The organism is Streptomyces sp. NPDC050423, assembly GCF_040655445.1.
Taxonomy (GTDB): Bacteria; Actinomycetota; Actinomycetes; order Streptomycetales; family Streptomycetaceae; genus Streptomyces.
Window position 1 is genome coordinate 1 of the sequence record NZ_JBFAJY010000062.1, and the last position, 19,302, is coordinate 19,302.

The window sequence follows — 19,302 nt, forward strand, 5'->3', positions numbered from 1 at the left end:
CAGTGGCAGCCCTTGTAACTGGAGGGATTCGTGGCCGGCGCACCGTTCGTCGGCGCCGTACCGCCGTCCGGGCCCCGCCGTGTGCATCGGTCAGCGGCCGACGGCTCGGGCCAGCTGGGCCTTCGTCATCGATGAACGCCCCTTGACGTTCTTGTGCCGCGCCTCTTCGTAGAGCTGGTCGCGGGTGGGGCCCTGCGCGCCGCTGTGCGACCGCAGACCGCCGCGCCGGGAGGACGAGATGTCCTCGGTCGACGTACGGCTCGCGGTCCTCGCCTCGCCGGAACGGGCGCGCTCCTTGTTGACGGTCCGGGCCGCGATCTCCTCGGCCCGGTCCTCACCGACCCCGCGCTCCTGGGCGGACTCCTTGATGTGCTCGTACTGCCGTTCCCGCTTGGGACTCGATCCGCGTGGCATGGTGTGCTCTCCTCTCACCGGGGCCCTGTCCGCCCCGGACTCCGGGTGCGGTCCGTATCAGTAGCGCAGTGCCGCCGCGATCCGCCCGTGCTCCTTGAGCGAGTCGTCCGCTACGAACACCACGTCGGCGCCGCTGTCCAGCGCCGCCTCGACCAGCTCGTCGACGATGTCCTCGCGGACCTTCTCGTCCGCCGGGTCCGCGGCGTCCCCGCTCACCGGCTCAAGGTGCTCATCGGCGACCCGGACCGTCTGCTGGTAGTGCTCCTCCACAGCCACCAGACCGGCGCGCGCCTCCCGCACGGCGGCCCACACCTCGTCGAGCCCCCCGGCGAAGGCGTGACGGCCGCGCGCTTCGTCCAGCTTGCCGTCGATCTCGGCGGCGAACCGCTTCTGGCGGGCCTCCAGCGCGGGCCGCAGCTCGGTGAGCAGATCGCCGGGCGTCGTGTCGGCGGGCGCCCCCTTGGTGACCCGTCCGACGGCCGCGTCCGTGCTCTCGCCGACCTCGTCCAGCAGCGCCAGCGCGGGGGCGAGGCCGACCAGGTACAGCGGGCGCGGATCCGTGGCCAGGACCGCGCGCAGCTTCTCGTCGACCGTGCGCAGGAAGTGACGGGTCTCCTCGTCGCTGAAGGTGCTCGGCGTGTCGCCGATCCGTTCCTCGCGCTGCGGGTTGGGCGCCTCGTGCGGAGCCGTCAGCGGGAAGCCGCCGATGTGCTCCTCGTGCGCGGTGTCCGCCGTGCCGCTGAACAGCGACGCGTGGTCGGCGGAGACGGTGAGCGCCCAGAACGGCCGGGCCTGGGCCTTCGCGGCGACCAGGTTGCGGGTGAGGTAGGTGTCGCTGAGCACCACTCGTTCGGGTGCGGTGCGGGGGAGCTGCCAGATCTGGTACTCGTCCGCCGTCGCGAGGACGACCAGGGAGTCCAGGGCCCGGCGCGGATCGATCTCGGCGACCGCCCGGTCGAGCTGCTGCTTGAGGGCGGTCCGGGTCTCGCGGTCGACCCGGGGGTCGGCATCGAGCCGGTTGCCCGCCGCGGCGACGAGATTGCGCAGCCGGACGGCGTCCTGCGCGTTGTCGGGTGCGCGGCGGTGGGTCGGCGTGGTCAGGGACAGGGCGGGATAGGGCTTGGCCGCCCGGAGCTCCTGCAAGAGGCCGGCGGTCAGGGCATCCGTGTCCATCTGTTCCCTCCCGGGGACTTGGCGTACTGCCCCGCGAAGCGGGTGATTCGACGAGTCAATTCATACCTTTTGATCCTAATATGGGCGAGTTGGTGCTCCCGGCTCCAGGAGGCACCTGCCCTGCCTGCCCCTTTCCCTTCGCTTCCCTTTCCTGCCGTATCCCCTCCCTGCGTACTTCCTTCGTACGACCGAGCAGACGGAGCGTCCGTGAACCAGCCCAGCCCCGTGCTCCGCCGAGGCCGAGCGCAACCGGCAGAAGGCCGTCACCACGCTCAAGGGTGTGAAGGGGAAGGGCGACGCGATCGAGGACGTCTCCGTCAACGGCCTCGCGGTCGGGCCCTCCGAGCAGTTCCGCAGTGGCCTCGTGCGGGTGACCAACCCCACCGGCAAGGCGGCCTTCTACGCGGTCGAGGTGGAGTTCGCCGACTCCTCCGGGAAGGTCCTGGACTCCGTGTTCCTCGGCTTCACCGACGCCCCGCCCGGCCGCACGGTCAGCCGGCACGCCAACAGCCGCGAGGCCGCGGGTGTCAACACGTTCCCGCGGATCGCCCAGGCCGAGCGCGGCTGACGGCCGGTCGTTGAACGCCGCCGACGCGGTCACGGACGCCCTGCGCGAGCTGCACACCCGGTTCGCCGGCCGGCGCGACGGCCGGCTCGCGGACTACATCCCGCAGCTGGCCCTGGCCGATCCCGACGCGTTCGGGCTGGCCCTGATCAGCATGGACGGTCACCGCTACAGCACCGGTGACGCCGAGGTGCCGTTCACCGTCCAGTCCGTGTCCAAACCGTTCGTCTACGCCCTGTCCCTGTCCGTACTCGGGCTCGACGAGGTGGGCCGCTGGGTCGGCGCCGAGCCCAGCGGCGAGGCGTTCAACGCCATCAGCCTGGAACCCGGCACCGGGCGTCCCGCCAACGCCATGGTCAACGCCGGCGCCATCGTCACCACCGCCCTGGTCCCCGACACCCGGGACGCCCCGAGATTCGACCGGATCCTCGACTTCCTGAGCCGCTTCGCCGGCCGGCGGCTCGACGTCGACGAGCAGGTGTACGCCTCCGAGGCGCTCACCGGCGACCGCAACCGCGCCCTGGCGTATCTGATCCGCAGCGCGGGGCCGCTGCCCGTGGACCCGGTGGCGGCCGTGGAGACGTACTTCCGCCAGTGCTCGGTACGGGTCACGGCGCTGGACCTCGCCGCGATGGCGGCGACCCTGGCCAACGGCGGGGTCAACCCGGTCACCGGGGACGCGGTGGTGCCGGAACCCGTTGCCGCCCACGTACTCGCCGTGATGGCGACCTGTGGGATGTACGACGCCTCGGGCGACTGGCTGCTCCGGGTGGGGCTGCCGGCCAAGAGCGGGGTGTCCGGTGGCCTGATCGCCGCGGGACCCGCCCGGTTCGGGCTGGCGACGTACAGCCCGCTCCTCGACCCGGCCGGGACCTCGGTGCGGGGGCGCCTCGCGCTCGGCGCGCTGTCGGAACGGTTCGGGCTGCACCTCATGCACAACCCGGCCCTGGCGGGCTCCACCGTCACCCTGGTCACCACGGCCGACGATCTGCCCTCCGCGCCGACGGGGGAGCGGGAACGCGCCCGCCGTGAACGGGTGGCGGTGGTCGCCGCCCAGGGCGCGCTGGACTTCACCGCGGCCGAGCGGGTGCTGTACGCCCTGGACGAGGCGGGCGCGCGGGAGACGATCGCCGTGGTGCTGGACCTGGGCCGGGTCACGGACATCGACAGGGCGGCCCGGGCGATGCTGAACAGAGGGCTGGCCCGGCTCACGAGCGGCGGCCGGCGCGCCGCCGTGGCCGATCCGGCGGGCCGCCTCACGGAGCACAGCGCCGCCGCCGGCGCTCCCCGGAACTTCGCCTCCTGCGACGAAGCCGTGGACTGGTGCGCGACGGGGCGGGCCGGCTGAGGCACGCCGCACGGGCCGGACGGTCGCACCGGCCCGTGCGCGGTCCGTCTACCAGATGGCGTCCACCCATTCGGGGTGGTCGACGAACGGATTCCGGTTGTGCTGGTACTGGTCGAATATGACGTCGTTGCGCCGCTTCTCGAAGGTGTCCGGCGGGTCCTCCTGGCTCCAGGCCTTCAGCACGGAGAGCCGGCCGATGTTCGGGGCGGAGCCGTTCGACACCTGGTCGTTGGGTTCGAGATCGGCGAAGGAGTCGTCGCCCTCGTACCGCACCGCCATGTAGAGGATCATGCGGGCGACGTCGCCCTTGACGGCGTCGCGCGGTTCGAAGGAGTCGCTGTCGGTGTAGTTGCCGGGCGCCCCGCTGACCTCGCTGCCGCCGTTGTCGAAGTCCTTGTTGCCGCGGACGGAGTTCACCGAGACGTCCGCCGGGCGCAGGTGGTGGATGTCGGTGCCCGGTCCGGTGGCCGTACCGAAGTTGCCGTGGGACTTGGCCCAGACGTGCTCCCGGTTCCACTGGTCGGCGCCGCCGCCGTTGTCGCTCTTGGGCTCCGAGCGGCCGGAGTAGAGAAGGATCACGTTCGAGGAGTTCGCCGGGTCCTCGTCCGTGTCCTTGAGCGCGCCCCAGACCTGGCTGTAGGTCAGTGTGGACTGGTCGCTGATGATCGTGTGCAGGGCGCCCTTGAGCGTGGTGCCGGTCTTGCCGAGCGCGTCCTGGTAGTACGTGTCGTCCAGCGCGCCGAGCGTGGTGGCGGCGGCCACCGGGGCCTGCGGGGTGTCGGCCGGTGCGGCGGCCGCGGTGCCGGTGAGCACCGCGAAGGCGGCGAGAGTGGCCAGCAACGGGCGCCGGTAGGGAAGGTGACGACGGGACATGTGGGGTGTCCTCTCCGGAAAAACGGGCACCGCGGCGCCGGCACAGGGTGGGGGCGGCTCCGCGGTGGTCGTGTGACAAGTGGTCAGCGGGAGCCTTCCACACGCACCGTGACCCAGGTGTGAACGCTGCGTACCTATCATGTGCAGGTCAAGTGAGGGTCGGTCGGGGGCCGCAGGCGATGCCTGCCGGGTATCGGATGCGACCCCGTCGGCGCGGGGCGAGAATGGCCACAAGGACGAGGAGGCGGCATGAGCGAAGAATCCGTATCCGCATCGCGGGGAGTGACCCCGGACAGCCTCTTGCACACCGGCGCGAGCGACGATCCGTCGCCCGAGGACCTGGTGCTCGCCTCCGGGCGGGACCTGACGCCGCAGACCCTTGAGTGGGCGCGGCGCACGCTTGCCAGGGAGGGCCGGGCGGCCATCGACAAGCGACTGCCGTAGCCGCCGTCGGGCGCCGCACGAAGGGGAGCGCGGCCGCTCCTCGCCGTCGCCGCGGCCGGAAGTGTTCGGGTGTCTCCCGCTGCTCGGTTAGCCTGAACGCACAATGAACCGTTTGACGACGTCAGGGGCCGGTTACGACCTCGCCCGATTCCCCGAGGACCCCCGCGACCCGTTCCGTGCCTGGGACGCGGCCGACGAATACCTGCTGCGGCACCTGGAGGGGATCGACGGAGCGAAACCGGTCGACCTGTCCGGCAGTGTCGTCGTGGTCGGCGACCGCTGGGGCGCACTGAGCACGGTGCTGGCCGGCCACCGCCCCGTACAGATCACCGACTCCTACCTCTCGCAGCGGGCGACGGCGGCGAACCTGCAACGCAACGGGGCCGGCGCGGACGCCGTACGCCTGCTCTCCGTGCGCGACACCCCGCCGGAACGGGTCGACGTCCTGCTCGTACGGGTACCCAAGAGCCTCGCGCTCCTGGAGGACCAGCTGTACCGGCTCGCGCCCGCAGTCCACCCCGGCACCGTCGTCATCGGCACCGGGATGGTGAAGGAGATCCACACCTCCACCCTCAAGCTGTTCGAGCGGATCATCGGTCCGACCCGCACCTCGCTCGCGGTCAAGAAGGCCCGGCTCATCCACTGCACGCCGGACCCGGCCCCGGTCCGCACCCCCAGCCCCTGGCCCCACCGCTACGAGCTGCCCGACGACGTCGGGGCCGTCGCGGGGCGGGCCGTCACCAACCACGCCGGGATCTTCTGCGCGGAACGGCTCGACGTCGGCACCCGCTTCTTCCTGAAGCACCTGCCGGTACGCAGCGGCCCCGAGCAGGTCGTCGACCTCGGCTGCGGGAACGGGGTTCTCGGGCTCTCCGCCGCACTCGCCAACCCCGAGGCGGAGGTCACCTTCATCGACGAGTCGTACCAGGCGGTCGCTTCCGCCGAGGCGACCTTCCGCGCCAATGCCGACGCCGGCGGCGAGGCCCGCTTCGTGGTCGGCGACGGAATGGCCGGCACCGCGCCGGCAAGCGTCGACCTGGTCCTCAACAATCCGCCGTTCCACTCGCACCAGGCCACCACCGACGCGACCGCCCGGAACATGTTCCACGCCGCGCGTGCCGCACTGCGCCAGGGCGGCGAGCTGTGGGTCGTGGGCAACCGGCATCTCGGCTACCACACCCAGCTGCGCCGGACGTTCGGCAACTGCGCCACGGTGGCGGGCGACCCCAAGTTCGTGGTGCTGCGCGCCGTCAAACGCTGACCCCGGCCACCGGCGCTCCGCGCCGGTCCGTGCCCCTTCCGGATTCTTGCAACACGTTCTACTGTGTGCGCCGCCGCACACGGGCGACGCGACCGCGAGACTCCTGGAGGGGCCGTGCACCTCGAATACACGCCTGAGCAGCAGCAGCTGCGCGTCGAACTGCGTACCTACTTCGCCGCCCTGGTCCCCGACAACGCCTATGCGCGCTACGCCGACCCCGCGGCGCAGAAGCGCTTCTACCGGGAGACCGTCCGGCGCCTGGGCACCGACGGCTGGCTCGGCGTCGGCTGGCCCACGGAGTACGGCGGACGCGGCCTGTCGCCGATGGAGCAGTTCATCTTCTTCGACGAGGCCGCGCAGGCCGGCGTACCGCTGCCGCTGATGGCCCTCAACACCGTCGGCCCGACGATCATGCAGTTCGGCACCGACGAACAGAAGGCCTACTTCCTGCCCAAGGTCCTCGCAGGGGAGATCGACTTCGCGATCGGCTACAGCGAGCCCGACGCGGGCACCGACCTCGCCGCCCTGAAGACCCGGGCGGTGCGCGACGGCGACACCTACGTCGTCAACGGACAGAAGATCTGGACGACCAACGGCGACACCGCCGACTGGGTCTGGCTCGCCGCCCGCACCGACCCGGACGCCCCGCCGCACAAGGGCATCACCATGCTCCTGGTCCCGACCTCCGACCCCGGCTACTCCTGCACCCTGATCAACACCCTCGCCTCGCACGACACCACCGCGAGCTACTACGAGGACATCCGCGTCCCCGTCTCCCGCCGGGTCGGCGAGGAGAACAAGGGCTGGCGGCTCATCACCAACCAGCTCAACCACGAACGCGTCACCCTCGCCGCCCACGGCACCATGGCCATCCGCGCCCTGCACAACGTCCGCCGCTGGGCCGCCGACACCAGGCTCGCCGACGGCCGCCGCGTCATCGACCTCGGCTGGGTCCGCGCCCGACTCGCCCGCACCCACACCCGGCTCGACGCCATGAAACTCCTCAACTGGCAGATGGTGTCCGCCGTCCAGCACAACACCCTCACCCCGCAGGACGCCTCCGCCGTCAAGGTCTACGGCTCCGAGGCGCGCCGCGACGCCTACGCCTGGCTGATGGAGGTCGTCGGCTCGGCCGGACCGCTCAAGGAAGGCTCGGCCGGCGCCGTACTGCACGGCGAACTCGAACGCGGATACCGGTCCGCCGTCATCTTCACGTTCGGCGGCGGGAACAACGAGATCCAGCGGGAGATCATCTCGTGGATCGGCCTCGGAATGCCGCGCGTACGGCGCTGAGCACGTTCCGGCTCCCGGATCCGGTACGGCGAGGACCCGCTGTACCGACGTTGCCGGCAGACACTCCCGCCGCCTCGCGAAAGGGGTTCGCCCGCGCGGGCGGGGGCGATACTGGTCGTGACAGTCGTTCCGCCGCCGGGCCGGCGGGGCGCACCTTTGTCGATGTCTCCGAGGGGAGCCGTTCATGACCACGGCGAAAGACTTGTTCATCATCGCCATGGACCCGGGATCGAAGCATTCCGTGGGACAGGGCGATCTCTCGCTGGCGCTCGCGGGAGCCGAGCTGATCGATCTCATCGGTGCGGGGGCGGTCGCCGTGGACGGCGACCGCATCGTGCCGGGCGAACCGGCGACGCCGGATGACCGGCTCGTGGGCGAGGCCGCGGCAGGGCTCACTCGGCAGGCGCCGTACGAGCGGATCGAGGACTGGCTGTGGCGCCGGGGCCGGGACCTCTCGGCCGCGTACCAGAGCGCCCTGGAGGAGGACGGTGAGCTGACGCGGAAGCCGGGCGGCCGGCTGTCCTTCGGCTCGGAACGCATGGAAACGGCCGATACACCCGCGCGCCGCCGGGCAGCCGACCGCTGGGAGGAGAAGGAAGCCGTCCTGGCCGCCCTCGCCTCGGTCGTGGGCATCGACGACGGCCAGGCCGAGGGCGAACGGTCCGACGACGAGCCCGGCCTCGACGACGAAGCGGTGACGACCGTGGTGGCCATCGTCAACGACGCGGTCATGGAGCTGGAGGCCGTACGCCAGCGGCGGTCCATCGAGAACGCGGCCTTCGCCAATCTCTGGCGCGGACCGTGAGCCGGGTGCGGGTGGGGTCCGACCGCGCGTAGGCCACCGCGCGAGCCGGCCGGGACACACCCCCGAGCGGGAGGTACGACGACATGACGGAAGCCGACCCCGGGCTCTTCGGGCCCGAATCGGTCACCTGGCAGATACACGGCGACCCGATGATGTGGGTGGCGGGGGTGCGCGCCCTGTACCTCCAGGCGCTGCACCCGCGCGCGGTGCGCGGTGTCATGCAGAACTCCGACTTCCGCCAGGACGCCTGGGGCCGGCTGATGCGCACGGCCGGCTTCGTCGGAACCATCACCTACGGCACCACCGAGGCCGCCGAGAAGGCGGGCGCCCGGGTCCGCAGGATCCACCGGCTCCTCAAGGTCACCGACCCTCGCACCGGCGAGACGTACGGCGTCGACGACCCCGCGCTGCTGCTCTGGGTCCACTGCGCCGAGGCCGACTCCTACCTCCAGGTCGAACGGCGCTCCGGCTACCCGCTCACCGACGCGCAGGCCGACCGGTACATCGACGAACACCGCCGCGGCGCCCGGCTCGTCGGCCTCGACCCGGCCGACGTCCCCGCCACCACCGCACAGCTGGCCGCCTACTTCGAGCGGGTGCGTCCCCAACTGTCCTCCTCACCCGATGCGCTGGACGTCGACGACTTCCTGCGCCGGCCACCGGTGCACCCCCTGCTGGTGCCTGCCCGCGCCTTGCTGTGGCAGCGCGTCGCGACGCTCGCCTACCAGTCGCTGCCCCCGTACGCCCACGAGCTGTACGGCAGACCCGCACCGCCGGCGGCCACCGTCGACCGCCGTCTGCGCACCGCCGGAACCCTCCTGCGGGGTATCCCGTCGAGGCTGCGCTGGCAGCTCCCGCCGGGTCATATTCTGAAGGCGATGGCGCGTCTTGGTCCCGGCAGCCGCCCCACCCCGTACAAACTGAAGAGGCAGGCAGCCATACTGGACGGGCCGGGGAGGGCGCAGCAACAGTAGGCGGAATGACGGGGGCGACAGCAGGGATGGCGGAAACCAGGCTGATCCAGAGCCGGTACCGGCTGCTCGATCTGATCGGGCGCGGCGGCATGGGCGAGGTGTGGCGCGCCCGCGACGAATCACTCGGCCGTCAGGTCGCCGTCAAATGCCTGAAGCCGATGGGTCCTCAGCACGACCAGGACTTCACTCGCATCCTGCGCGAACGCTTCCGCCGGGAGGCCCGGGTCGCGGCAGCGCTCCAGCACCGCGGCGTCACCGTCGTCCACGACTTCGGCGAGCACGAGGGCGTGCTCTACCTGGTGATGGAACTGCTGGACGGTCGCAATCTCAGCCAGCTCCTGGAGGACAACGAGCAGCATCCGCTGCCCGTCGACGACGTCGTCGACATCGCCGAACAGGTCGCCGACGCCCTCGGCTACACCCATCAGCAGGGCATCGTCCACCGCGACCTCAAGCCCGCCAACATCATGAGGCTGGCCGACGGGACGGTGAAGATCTGCGACTTCGGCATCGCCAGGCTCGGCCACGACATCAGCGTCACCTCACGCCTCACCGGCGTCGGCATCGCCATGGGCACCCCTCACTACATGTCGCCCGAGCAGATCAGCGGCGGCCAGATCGACCACCGCAGCGACCTCTACTCGCTGGGCTGTGTGCTGTACGAGATCGCCACCGGAGCGCCGCCGTTCGACCTCGGCGACGCCTGGGGCGTCCTCGTCGGACACCGTGACACCCAGCCGGAGCCACTCCGCTCCCACCGGGCCGAACTCCCGGGATTCTTCGACCGCGTCGTCCTGGAGCTGCTCGCCAAGACCCCGGAGCAGCGCCCCGCCGACGCGGGTGACCTGCGCCGCCGCATCGCCGTCGGCCGCACCGGCGCGCAGCCGCACCCGGAGCCGACCGGCCGGGTGCTGCTCGCGCCGCCCGTCCCGGTCGAGCGCCCCGGCGGACACGCCGGCCCCGCGCCGCGGCTGCCCGACTGGACCCGCGGGATGACGAGCGGAATCAAGGCGACGGGCGTCGCGACGCCGGGGCTTCCGCCGCCCGACCACTCGGCGGGCCTGACCGGCGCCTGGACCACGGGCACCGACCCGCGCGTCCCCACCGGATCCGCCCCGCCGGCCAGGACCGAGCGGCCCACGCCCTCGCCGGAACTCCTCGCGATACTCGCCAGCCGCCACAGCGCCGGCCTCAACCTGAGCCGCCTCGGCCACTGGGACGAGGCGGGTGAGGTGCACCGGGCGGTCGCCGCCGAACGCGAGCACGCGCTGGGTCCCGACCACCCCGACACGCTCTCCAGCCGCTACGAGGTGGGGTTCACCCTCAGCCGCACCGGGCGCGCTGCGGACGCGCTGCGGGAGTTCGGCCGGGTCGCCGAGGGCCGCGAGCGGACCCTGGGCCCCGACCACGCGGAGACCCTCGCTGCCCGCCAGGAGGTGGCGTACGTACTGGGCCAGCTCGGCCGCCACTTCGAGGCCCACCAGGTCTACGCCGCCGTCCTCGCCTCCCGGGAACGCTCGATGGGACCCGATCACCCCGACACCCTGCGCTGCCGCCACAACCTGGCGTTCAACCTCAGCCGGCTCGGGCGCCTGGAGGACTCGTACCGCATGGCCCGTGACGTGGCGGCCGCCCGCGCACGGCTGCTCGGCGCCACCCACCCCGACACCCTGGTCACCCGCTACGAGGTCGGCTACACGCTCGGCCGGCTCGGCCGGTGGACGGAGGCTCTGCAGACCTACCGGGAGATCGTCCAGGTCCGGTCGCACGTGCTGGGCGCCGACCACCCCGACACCCTCGCTGCCCGCTACGAGGTCGGCATCAGTCTCGGCCGGCTGGGCCGCAGCACCGAGGCGCTGGAACTGTACCGGGTGCTCGTCGACGACCGGACCCGGGTCAGCGGCCCCGCCGACCCCGAGACCCTCCGCGCCCGCCATGGACTGGGCGTCAACCTGGGCCGGCTGGCCCGCTGGGAGGAGGCGCTGACCGAATCGCGCGAGGTGTGCGCGACCCGCGAACGCGTCCTGGGTCCCGACCACGCCGACACCCTCGTCAGCTGCCGCGAGGTCGCCGTCGGCCTCGGCTGGCTCGGCCGCTGGACCGAGGCGCTCTCCGTCTACCGCCAGGTCGCCGAGGTGCGGACCCGGCTGCTCGGCGCCGACCACCCCGACGCACTCGCGAGCCGCAACGACGAGGCGCACTGTCTCGAACAGCTCGGCCGGGGGACGGAAGCGGTCGAGCTGTACCGGCAGGTCGCGGCGCTGCGACAGCAACGGGGCATCGCGCCGTCCTGACCGGCGCACCCCGGCACGGGCTCTGGCCAGGGGCCGCCGTCCGTGTTACCAAGAGCCATGCCCGTACCCGACAGCTATGACGCAGTCATCGTGGGCGGCGGCCACAACGGACTCGTCGCCGCCGCCTACCTCGCCCGAGCCGGGCAGTCCGTCCTGGTCCTGGAACGCCTGGGCGCCACCGGGGGAGCGGCCGTCTCGACCCGACCGTTCGCGGGCGTCGACGCCCGGCTGTCGCGCTACTCGTACCTGGTGTCCCTGCTGCCGCACAAGATCGTCCGGGAGCTCGGCCTCGACTTCGCCGTACGCAAACGGACCGTCTCCTCGTACACCCCGGCCGTCCGCGACGGCCGCGCCACCGGGCTGCTCGTCGGCGGCGACGGCACCCGCGGCTCCTTCGCCGCGCTCACCGGCTCGGACCGGGAGTACGAGGCCTGGCAGCGCTTCTACCGCCGCACCGGGCAGGTCGCCGAGCGGGTCTTCCCCACCCTCACCGAACCCCTGCCCAGCCGCGAGGCGCTGCGCGAGCGGATCGGTGACGCGGACGCCTGGCGGATGCTCTTCGAGGAGCCCATCGGCGTCGCAGTCGAGGAGAGCTTCGACGACGACCTCGTACGCGGCGTCGTGCTCACCGACGCCCTGATCGGCACCTTCGCCGACGCGCACGATCCCTCGCTGCTCCAGAACCGCTGTTTCCTCTACCACGTCATCGGCGGCGGCACCGGCGACTGGGACGTGCCGGTCGGCGGCATGGGCGCGCTCACCGACGCCCTCGCCGGGGCCGCGCGTGCGGCCGGTGCGCACATCCGCACCGGGCACGAGGCGATCCGCGTCGACACCGACGGGACACATGCCGAGGTGACGGTACGGGCGGACGGCGTCGAGCGGACCATCGGCGCGCGCCGCGTCCTGGTCAACGCCTCGCCCCAGGCACTCGCCGCGCTCCTCGGGGACGAGCCGCCGGCACCCGCCGAGGGGGCCCAGCTGAAGGTGAACATGCTGCTCACCCGGCTGCCCCGGCTGCGCGACCGCTCCGTGGATCCGCGAGAGGCGTTCGCCGGTACCTTCCACATCGCCGAGGGCTACGGGCAACTGGCCGACGCCTACCGGGACGCGGCGGCGGGCCGGCTGCCCGCCGCCCCGCCGTCCGAGATCTACTGCCACTCGCTGACGGACCCCTCGATCCTCGGCGCCGATCTCGCCGCCCGCGGCTACCAGACCCTCACGCTGTTCGGCCTGCACGCCCCGGCCCGGCTCTTCGCCGCGGACAACGCGGCGACGCGCACGGCCCTGCTCAAGGCCACGCTCGCCGAGCTCGACACCCACCTGGAGGAGCCGGTCGCGGACTGCCTGGCCCTGGACGGGAACGGCGAGCCCTGCATCGAGGCGAAGACACCGCTCGACCTGGAGCACGACCTGCGGCTGCCCGGCGGCCACATCTTCCACCGGGACCTCGCCTTCCCGTACGCCACCGCGACGACCGGCCGCTGGGGCGTGGAGACCGCGCACCCCAACATCCTGCTGTGCGGGGCCGGCGCGGTGCGCGGCGGTGGCGTCAGCGGGGTCCCCGGCCACAACGCCGCGATGGCGGCGCTGGGCCGGTGACCGGTGCCGCTACTGCCCGAACGCGCCGCGCAGGGCTCCGATCTTGCGCGGCAGGTCGTACTCCGCGCCGCCCTCGTGGCCGTTGTACGTGAACACCTCGATCCGCGCCGGACCCGCATAGCGGTGGTAGGCGGCGAACACCGTGGACGAGGGGCAGATCTTGTCCATCAGCCCCACCGAGAACCAGGCCGGAGCGGTGGCCCGCGCCGCGAAGTTCACCCCGTCGAAGTAGGAGAGGGTCTCCATCGCCTCGTCGATCCGGAACCGGTGCCCGGACAGCCAGCGGGCGATCTCCGCGTACGGCCCCGCGTCCGTGATCTGCGAGGCACGCCGGTAGTGGCAGAGGAACGGCACATCGGCGACGGTCGCCACGACGTCGTCGCGCAGCCCCGCCACGGCGAGCGCGAGGCCGCCGCCCTGGCTGCCGCCGAGCACCGCCACCCGTGAGGCGTCCACCGCGTCGTGCGCCTTCACGGCGTCGACGGCCCGCACCGCGTCCGTGATCAGCCGGCGGTAGTAGTGCCGGTACGGGTCCTCGATGCCCCGGGTCAGGAAGCCGGGGGAGGAGGAGCCGTTTCCGTCCGGGCCGATGTCCACCGTGTCGGCGGTGTTCTTGCCGCCGCCGCCCTGACCGCGGTTGTCCATGATCAGGTGCGCGTAGCCCAGGGCGCTCCAGGTGAGCCAGGAGTACGGGATGCCCCGGCCGCCGTTGTAGCCGATGTACTGCACGACGGCGGGCAGCGGACCCGAGCGGACCCTGGGCAGCATCAGCCACGCCTTCACCGGCTGTCCGCCCCAGCCGCGGAACGTCACGTCGAAGACGTCGACGGTGGCGAATCCGGCGTCGTAGGGGACGAACTCGGCGTCCAGGCCGTGGCGGGACGTCTCGGCGAGGGTCTTCTCCCAGAAGGCGTCGAAGTCGGCCGGCTCCTCCGGCTCCGGCCGGTACTCGCGCAGCCGGTCCAGTGGCATGTCGAACAGCAAGGGTCTAGCTCCTCTTCAGGGTGAGGTTGAGGGTTGCGCCGTGGAGTCCGGCGGTGTCGGCGGTGATCCGGATGCCGCTGCCGGCCGGCGCGGCGCTCACACCCGGGTCGGCCCGGACGAGGGTCAGCCCCCGCAGCGCCAGGCCCAGCACGACGGAGGACCGCAGCTGGGTCGGGTCCGAGAGCGACACGGTCACCGTCTTTCCCTCGGGCCGCACCAGGACCGAGGCCGGACCGTCCGCGGTGAGTTCCTGCGCGGTTCCCGCGGTCCAGAAGTTCGCGGCGAGCAGTCCGTCCGCGCAGCGGCGTACCGCGTGCACGGCGGTGGAGTCCGCGACCGGTTCGACCGGGGGCGCGGACGACCACTGCTTCGTGCGCTCGGCGGATGCCGCCGGGGCCTGCAGCCAGAAGTAGCCCGCCCCGCTCGGTGCGGTCCCGTGGTCCTGCCACAGCGTCAGATAGGGGCGGGTGACGGAGGTGTCCGTGCCGTACTTGAGGTTGATCTCGCGCCAGCTCGCGGTCCGGTCCTCGCGCAGACCGCGCAGCGTGACGGGTTCGGGGAAGACGTAGCCGCCGGTTCCGGCGACATGGAGCCACCGCACGTCGTCCAGCCGCGCCGACCAGCCGGTGTCCGCCGGGGCGGCCTCGCCGTTGACGAGCAGCGCCGCCCGCGGGTCCCGCAGCTTCCGGTTCTCCACGACCGTCTCGGCCGTACCGGCGTCGGCGGTGATGCCCGAGCCGACACAGGCGATGACGTCGTCCAGGCAGAACCAGCTCTTCAGACCGTGCAGCGAACTGCCGAACGCCCGCAGCTCCATGCCGTAGGCGCCGAGCGTCGTCCCCGGCAGCGCGGCGCCGCCCGCCCAGTCGGCGGTGCTGGTGGAGCGCTGCCCCGCGGCGTCGTCGGGCCGGCCGGCGATGACCGTGGTGCCGGGCAGCCGCGCCGGGTCGACCGTCGGCCAGTAGTCCTCGCTGTAGTGGCCGAGGTCGTCGGTGTAGAGGAGCACCATGCCGTCGGAGAGGTGCCAGGCGTGCAGGTTCTCGTTCTGGATCGACTCGTAGTTGTAGATCCGGGACGAGTACGCGGAGATGCCGAGCGCGAACGTGGGCCGGTGGTGGGCCGCCTTGTCCATCCTGGGGTGCTGCTTGTGGACGACCAGCGGACCGCGCGCCGGCACCGGCGAGGCGATGACCTGCCGGGCGGCGACGAGCGAGGCGAGGTCGGTGACGGCGAGGAAGTCCCGGTAGGTGTCCTCGGCGATCCACTGCTTGACCAGCGCGGTGAACCGGTCGGCGGTCTCGCCGGGGAAGCCCGGGATCAGCCGGATCACCGCCTCGATGACCGTCTGCGCCGAGACGTGGCCCTGCTTGCTCGGGCGGGCGATCTCGCGCCCGCACACCGACGCCATGACGTCGCCGCGTGCCAGCAGCGGGTCGAAGCCCTCGTCGACCCAGCCGCGGACGTTGTCCAGGTCGGGATCGGTGACCGTCCACGCCGTACCGGCGAGAAGGTTCAGCAGCCGCGAGAGGTTGTTGAGCAGCTCCTTGCCGTAGCCGCCGTTGTACGGGTGCTTGTAGTGCTGGAGGAACGAGCCGTCGGAGTAGAAGCCCTCGCCGGTCCCCTCGGCCGCCGCGCTCGCGTCGTTGTGGGCGAGGACGCTGTTGGCGCCCGAACCCTCGACGTCCGAAAGAGCGTCGCGGACACGGGCCAGATCGTCCCCGTTGTCGCGGAGCACGGCGTTCACGGCGACGACGGTGGAGATCCACACCCGGTTGGCGCCGGTCGCGATCTGCCGGTCGGCCCGCCACAGGTTCGGGTCGGGCGTGTAGTGCCGGACGGCCGCGGTGATCCGGGCGAGCCGCTCGGCGCCGAGCGCGTCGTGGAGCAGCACCGTCGCGTCGTTGAGTGCGAGCGCGGAGCCGATCTCCCAGTCCCAGTCGTTGTCGAACCGGGTGTGGTCGGGGCCGTAGCGGTTGGCCAGCATCCAGTCGATGCCGGCCAGCAGCAGATCGCGCAGCGCGGTGTCGCCGTACTGCGGGGTGCCGGGTACGGCCCACGCGGTCGCGACCGTGGCGAGCCGCTTGAACGACGTCGTGACGTGGTTGGAGAGCGTGGTGCTGGTCAGGTCCGGGAACAGTCCGTCGGTGCGTGACGGGTCCATGCCCTTGGCGGAGGTCGTCGCGGCCCTGCCGGCCCTGGCCACGGCCGCGGCGATCTGCGGGTCCGTGAGGTCGAGACCGGGACCGCCGGTGAGCAGGGTGTGCCACCGGGTGCGCAGGGACGCGGCGTCGTCGACGGCGGGGTCCCCGGCGGCGGCCCGCGCGGTGCCGGCCGGGAGGACGAGCGGCAGGGCGGCGGCCGCGCCGAGCGCCGCCGCACCCGCGAGGACGGTGCGGCGGGTGGTCGTGCCGTTGGTGCCCCGGGTGGTGCCTGGGTTCATGGCGCTGCCCTCACAGAAGGTGTCGGCGGTCGACGGCCGCGGCGAGCGCCGCATGGCCGGAAGGGTTGGGGTGGAGCCCGTCGCCGCTGTCGTACGCGGGCCGCAGCCGCTCCGGGTGGTCCGGGTCGCGCAGGGCCGCGTCGAAGTCGGCCACGGCGTCGAAGACCCGGCCGGTCCGCACCGCCGCGTTGATCCGCAGCCGCACCGTCTCCAGCTCGGGCGACCAGCGCGTCCAGCCTCCGAACGGGGCGATGGTCGCGCCGACGGCCCGCAGTCCCGCGTCACGGGCGCGCAGCACCAGCTGCCGGTAGCCGGCCAGGACGAGCGCGGGGTCCGTCTGGCTCGGCGGCTGCTGGAGGTCGTTGACGCCGAGGTGGACCAGGACGGTCCGCAGCCCGGGGAGCGACAGCACGTCGCGGTCGAAGCGGGCCTGTCCGCCGGGACCGAACCGGGCGTCGTCCAGCAGCACCCGGTTGCCGCTGATCCCGAGATCGGCGACCGCCGAACCCGGCAGCCGCCGGGCCAGCTGGTCGGGCCAGCGCAGACCGGAGTCGTCGGGTGTCCCGACGCCCTCCGCGATGGAGTCGCCGAGCACCGCGACCACCGGCCCGTGCGCGCCCGTCACGTCGACGCCCGTCAGCAGGTACACCGACGTGGTGCGCTCCCCGTCGACGTCGTGCGAGGCGTGGGTGTTGCGGTGGAAGGACAACGGCCCGGTGGGGCCCGGCAGTCCGGTCCGCACCGTCAGCAGGGACGCCTCGGCGGCCCGCGGGCCGGCGACCGCGTCACTGGTCAGCGAGGCGCCCGCGGCGAGCCACGCCTGCCGCTGCCCGCCGAACGTCACGGGCCTGCCGCCCGCGGTCACCGGGCCGATCAGCACGGGCGCCGTTCCGAAGGCGTGCCCGTAGCGCAGCCGGAGCTGCCCGCCGGCCGACAGCCGGACGTTCGCGGTGAACGTCGCGTCGGTCAGCCCGGCGCTCGCCACCGGGTCGGTGTCGGTCGGCGCGGTCTGCGCGGTCGCCCAGGAGGTCGTCCAGCGCGAGCGGCGCGTACCGCCGGCCGGTCCGTCGGCGGCTCGGGCGCCGGGCGCCGCCACCGCGACGGCGGCCAGCCCGGCCGCCGCCGTCAGTACCCCGCGTCTCGCGGGTCCCCGCCCGCTCACCGCGGGCACGCGCCGGTCGGGGCGTACTCGCTGCCGTAGGTGCCCACCGCGTCGCCGCCGGTGTTCCCGCTCATCGTGTTGGTGCAGACGGGGCCCTGCGGGGTGCGCATGAACTTGATGCCGCCGCCCGCGTTCCCGGTGATCGTATTGCCGTAGACGCTGGTGGCGGTGCCGTCGGTGGCGGTGTCACCGCCGAGCCGGATGCCCGCGCCGACGTTGTCGTGAATGGTGTTGTAGCGGAAGATGTTGCCGCTGCCCCGGGCGTCGAGCCCGCCCGAGCTCGCGTCCTGCTGGCCGCTGCAGTCGTTGTACTCGACGTAGTTGTCGGTCGAGTTCTCCTTCACGTCGACGCACTCGTTGCCCTGGGTGGCGATCGTGTTGTGGTGGATGCGGTTGTTGCGGCTGATGTCGGGGGCCGCGTCCGGAGCGCCGTTCGCGCCCTGCTGCTCCGGGGCCGTGCCGAGGTAGATGCCCTCGCCGTTCTTGCCGCCGCCGCCGAACTTGAAGTCCGCGACGCCGCAGTTGGTGATGGTGTTGCCGGAGATGCCGGCGCCGGTCACCAGGTAGCGCACCCGCAGACATTCGTCCGCAGCGTTCTTGAGGGTCATATCGGTGATGTGCAGATCGCCCACCCCGTTACCTGGAGTCGTGCTCATGACATATATGAGCTTGAGGCGGTACCCGGACACCTCGGCGGACGACCCGTGCAGACCGTCCACCGTGAAGCCGCTCAGCGTGGTCGAGTCGTGCCGCACCTGAATGATCCGGGCGTCACCGGCGCCCTTCACCACGGCGTTCGACGGGCCCGTGACGGTGACCCCGGCGCGCTTGGTCACCACATCCTGCTTGTACGTACCGGCGGCGAGGTTCACCACCGCGCCCGTCGGTGCCAGATCGACCGCCTTCTGGATCGTGGCGAACGGGGACCCCGCCGACGTACCGGAGCCGGTGTCGCTGCCGGACGGTGACACGTAGTACGCGGTGGCGGCGGCCACCGAAGGCGGCGGGAAGACGAGCGGGGCGCCGACGGCGAGCGCGGCGACGAGGGTGGTACGCAGTGCATGGCTCATGGGGTGTGCCTCCTGGGATCAGCGAAGGACAGAGCGAGCAGTACGGGAATGCTGGGGCCGAGAAGCAGTGGCCCCAGCGGTACGACGAGGGAGAGGAGTACGGCGGAGACCACCGCACCGAGCAGGGCGGTGCCCCGGGCGGCCGAGCCGAAGCCGAGCGCCAGCGCGCCGCGCGTCCAGCCCCGGACGGTGCCGCCGGGCGTCCGGCCGGCCTCGGCCGCGAGCGCCACATGGTGGATGACCAGGGCGGCCGCGATGCCCGCCTGGGCGGCGAGCAGCAGATACGTCCAGGGCTCGGAACGGCCCAGCAGATAGACGATGTTGGCGGTCAGGACGGCCGCGGCCGCCGTGGAGGCGAGGCCGTGCCGCCACAGGGAGCGCCAGTACCGCGGGAAGGACGCGAAGGTGTTGGCGAAGCAACCGCTGTCGCCCTCGGCCCGCCACCGCTGGAGCCCGTGCGCCATCGCGGCGAGCGCGGGCAGCCAGGTCACCACACCCAGCGACAGCACGACGAACGCGGCCCCGGCGGCGGCCGGGTAGGCCACGAACTCCAGCCGCCGCAGCAGCGTCGGCCAGTTGGACGAGAGGGTTGCCTGCACG

16 protein-coding genes and 1 pseudogene are annotated in these 19,302 nt (G+C 72.6%); 9 read left to right on the forward strand and 8 right to left on the reverse strand.

Annotated features, from left to right (window positions below; all coding sequences use genetic code 11):
• Positions 1 to 90: 90 nt before the first annotated feature.
• Positions 91 to 414 (reverse strand): plasmid stabilization protein, encoded by a 324-nt coding sequence (locus tag AB0I52_RS30915; protein WP_363078198.1) that lies wholly within the window; start codon positions 412 to 414, stop codon positions 91 to 93.
• A gap of 57 nt (positions 415 to 471) precedes the next feature.
• A complete protein-coding gene (locus AB0I52_RS30920; protein ID WP_363078200.1) occupies positions 472 to 1,587 on the reverse strand; it encodes a chemotaxis protein in 1,116 nt (371 codons plus the stop codon).
• Between the two features lie 229 nt (positions 1,588 to 1,816).
• Here AB0I52_RS30920 and AB0I52_RS30925 point away from each other — a divergent pair.
• Both AB0I52_RS30925 and glsA read left to right on the forward strand, forming a co-directional pair.
• Positions 1,817 to 2,155 (forward strand): annotated as a pseudogene (locus AB0I52_RS30925) (hypothetical protein); the annotation flags it as partial.
• A 10-nt stretch (positions 2,156 to 2,165) separates the two neighbouring features.
• Positions 2,166 to 3,500 (forward strand): glutaminase A, encoded by a 1,335-nt coding sequence (glsA, locus tag AB0I52_RS30930; RefSeq protein ID WP_363078202.1) that lies wholly within the window; start codon positions 2,166 to 2,168, stop codon positions 3,498 to 3,500.
• Positions 3,501 to 3,548: 48 nt separating this feature from the next.
• Here glsA and AB0I52_RS30935 read toward each other — a convergent pair whose 3' ends face one another.
• Complete coding sequence (locus AB0I52_RS30935; protein WP_363078204.1) at positions 3,549 to 4,373, reverse strand: endonuclease; 825 nt, start codon at positions 4,371 to 4,373, stop codon at positions 3,549 to 3,551.
• A gap of 249 nt (positions 4,374 to 4,622) precedes the next feature.
• On the opposite strand from AB0I52_RS30935, the gene AB0I52_RS30940 reads away from it, so the two are divergent.
• The 7 genes from AB0I52_RS30940 to AB0I52_RS30970 all read left to right on the forward strand — a co-directional run bounded on the left by AB0I52_RS30940 (position 4,623) and on the right by AB0I52_RS30970 (position 13,046).
• Positions 4,623 to 4,817, forward strand: a complete 195-nt coding sequence (locus AB0I52_RS30940; RefSeq protein WP_362959416.1) for a hypothetical protein — start codon at positions 4,623 to 4,625, stop codon at positions 4,815 to 4,817.
• A 103-nt stretch (positions 4,818 to 4,920) separates the two neighbouring features.
• On the forward strand, positions 4,921 to 6,078 hold the full coding sequence (locus tag AB0I52_RS30945) for a methyltransferase (RefSeq protein WP_363078206.1): 1,158 nt from the start codon (positions 4,921 to 4,923) through the stop codon (positions 6,076 to 6,078).
• A gap of 114 nt (positions 6,079 to 6,192) precedes the next feature.
• A complete protein-coding gene (locus AB0I52_RS30950) occupies positions 6,193 to 7,371 on the forward strand; it encodes an acyl-CoA dehydrogenase family protein (protein ID WP_363078208.1) in 1,179 nt (392 codons plus the stop codon).
• Positions 7,372 to 7,555: 184 nt separating this feature from the next.
• Positions 7,556 to 8,176 carry a GPP34 family phosphoprotein gene (locus AB0I52_RS30955; RefSeq protein ID WP_363078210.1) on the forward strand — a complete coding sequence of 207 codons (621 nt, stop codon included), beginning with the start codon at positions 7,556 to 7,558 and terminating at the stop codon, positions 8,174 to 8,176.
• An 83-nt stretch (positions 8,177 to 8,259) separates the two neighbouring features.
• On the forward strand, positions 8,260 to 9,150 hold the full coding sequence (locus AB0I52_RS30960; RefSeq protein WP_363078212.1) for an oxygenase MpaB family protein: 891 nt from the start codon (positions 8,260 to 8,262) through the stop codon (positions 9,148 to 9,150).
• Positions 9,151 to 9,176: 26 nt separating this feature from the next.
• Positions 9,177 to 11,444 (forward strand): tetratricopeptide repeat protein, encoded by a 2,268-nt coding sequence (locus AB0I52_RS30965; protein ID WP_363078214.1) that lies wholly within the window; start codon positions 9,177 to 9,179, stop codon positions 11,442 to 11,444.
• A gap of 57 nt (positions 11,445 to 11,501) precedes the next feature.
• The gene (locus AB0I52_RS30970; protein WP_363078216.1) at positions 11,502 to 13,046 is read left to right on the forward strand and encodes an NAD(P)/FAD-dependent oxidoreductase; all 1,545 of its coding nucleotides are present in this window, start codon (positions 11,502 to 11,504) and stop codon (positions 13,044 to 13,046) included.
• A gap of 9 nt (positions 13,047 to 13,055) precedes the next feature.
• Here the strand turns inward: AB0I52_RS30970 and AB0I52_RS30975 are convergent, their stop codons facing one another.
• From AB0I52_RS30975 to AB0I52_RS30995, 5 genes are read right to left on the reverse strand one after another with little or no spacing between them, the layout of a single operon-like run.
• Entirely contained in the window at positions 13,056 to 14,030 is a 975-nt protein-coding gene (locus AB0I52_RS30975; protein WP_363078218.1) for an acetylxylan esterase, read from the reverse strand.
• Between the two features lie 4 nt (positions 14,031 to 14,034).
• Positions 14,035 to 16,524, reverse strand: a complete 2,490-nt coding sequence (locus AB0I52_RS30980; RefSeq protein WP_363078220.1) for a polysaccharide lyase 8 family protein — start codon at positions 16,522 to 16,524, stop codon at positions 14,035 to 14,037.
• A complete protein-coding gene (locus AB0I52_RS30985; protein ID WP_363078221.1) occupies positions 16,481 to 17,632 on the reverse strand; it encodes an SGNH/GDSL hydrolase family protein in 1,152 nt (383 codons plus the stop codon). The genes AB0I52_RS30980 and AB0I52_RS30985 overlap by 44 nt, the downstream gene beginning before the upstream one ends.
• On the reverse strand, positions 17,629 to 18,702 hold the full coding sequence (locus tag AB0I52_RS30990) for a right-handed parallel beta-helix repeat-containing protein (protein WP_363078223.1): 1,074 nt from the start codon (positions 18,700 to 18,702) through the stop codon (positions 17,629 to 17,631). The genes AB0I52_RS30985 and AB0I52_RS30990 overlap by 4 nt, the downstream gene beginning before the upstream one ends.
• Positions 18,699 to 19,301, reverse strand: coding sequence for a hypothetical protein (locus tag AB0I52_RS30995; protein ID WP_363078225.1), 603 nt, complete (start codon positions 19,299 to 19,301; stop codon positions 18,699 to 18,701). Before AB0I52_RS30995 ends, AB0I52_RS30990 begins: the two co-directional genes overlap by 4 nt.
• Position 19,302 lies beyond the last annotated feature (1 nt).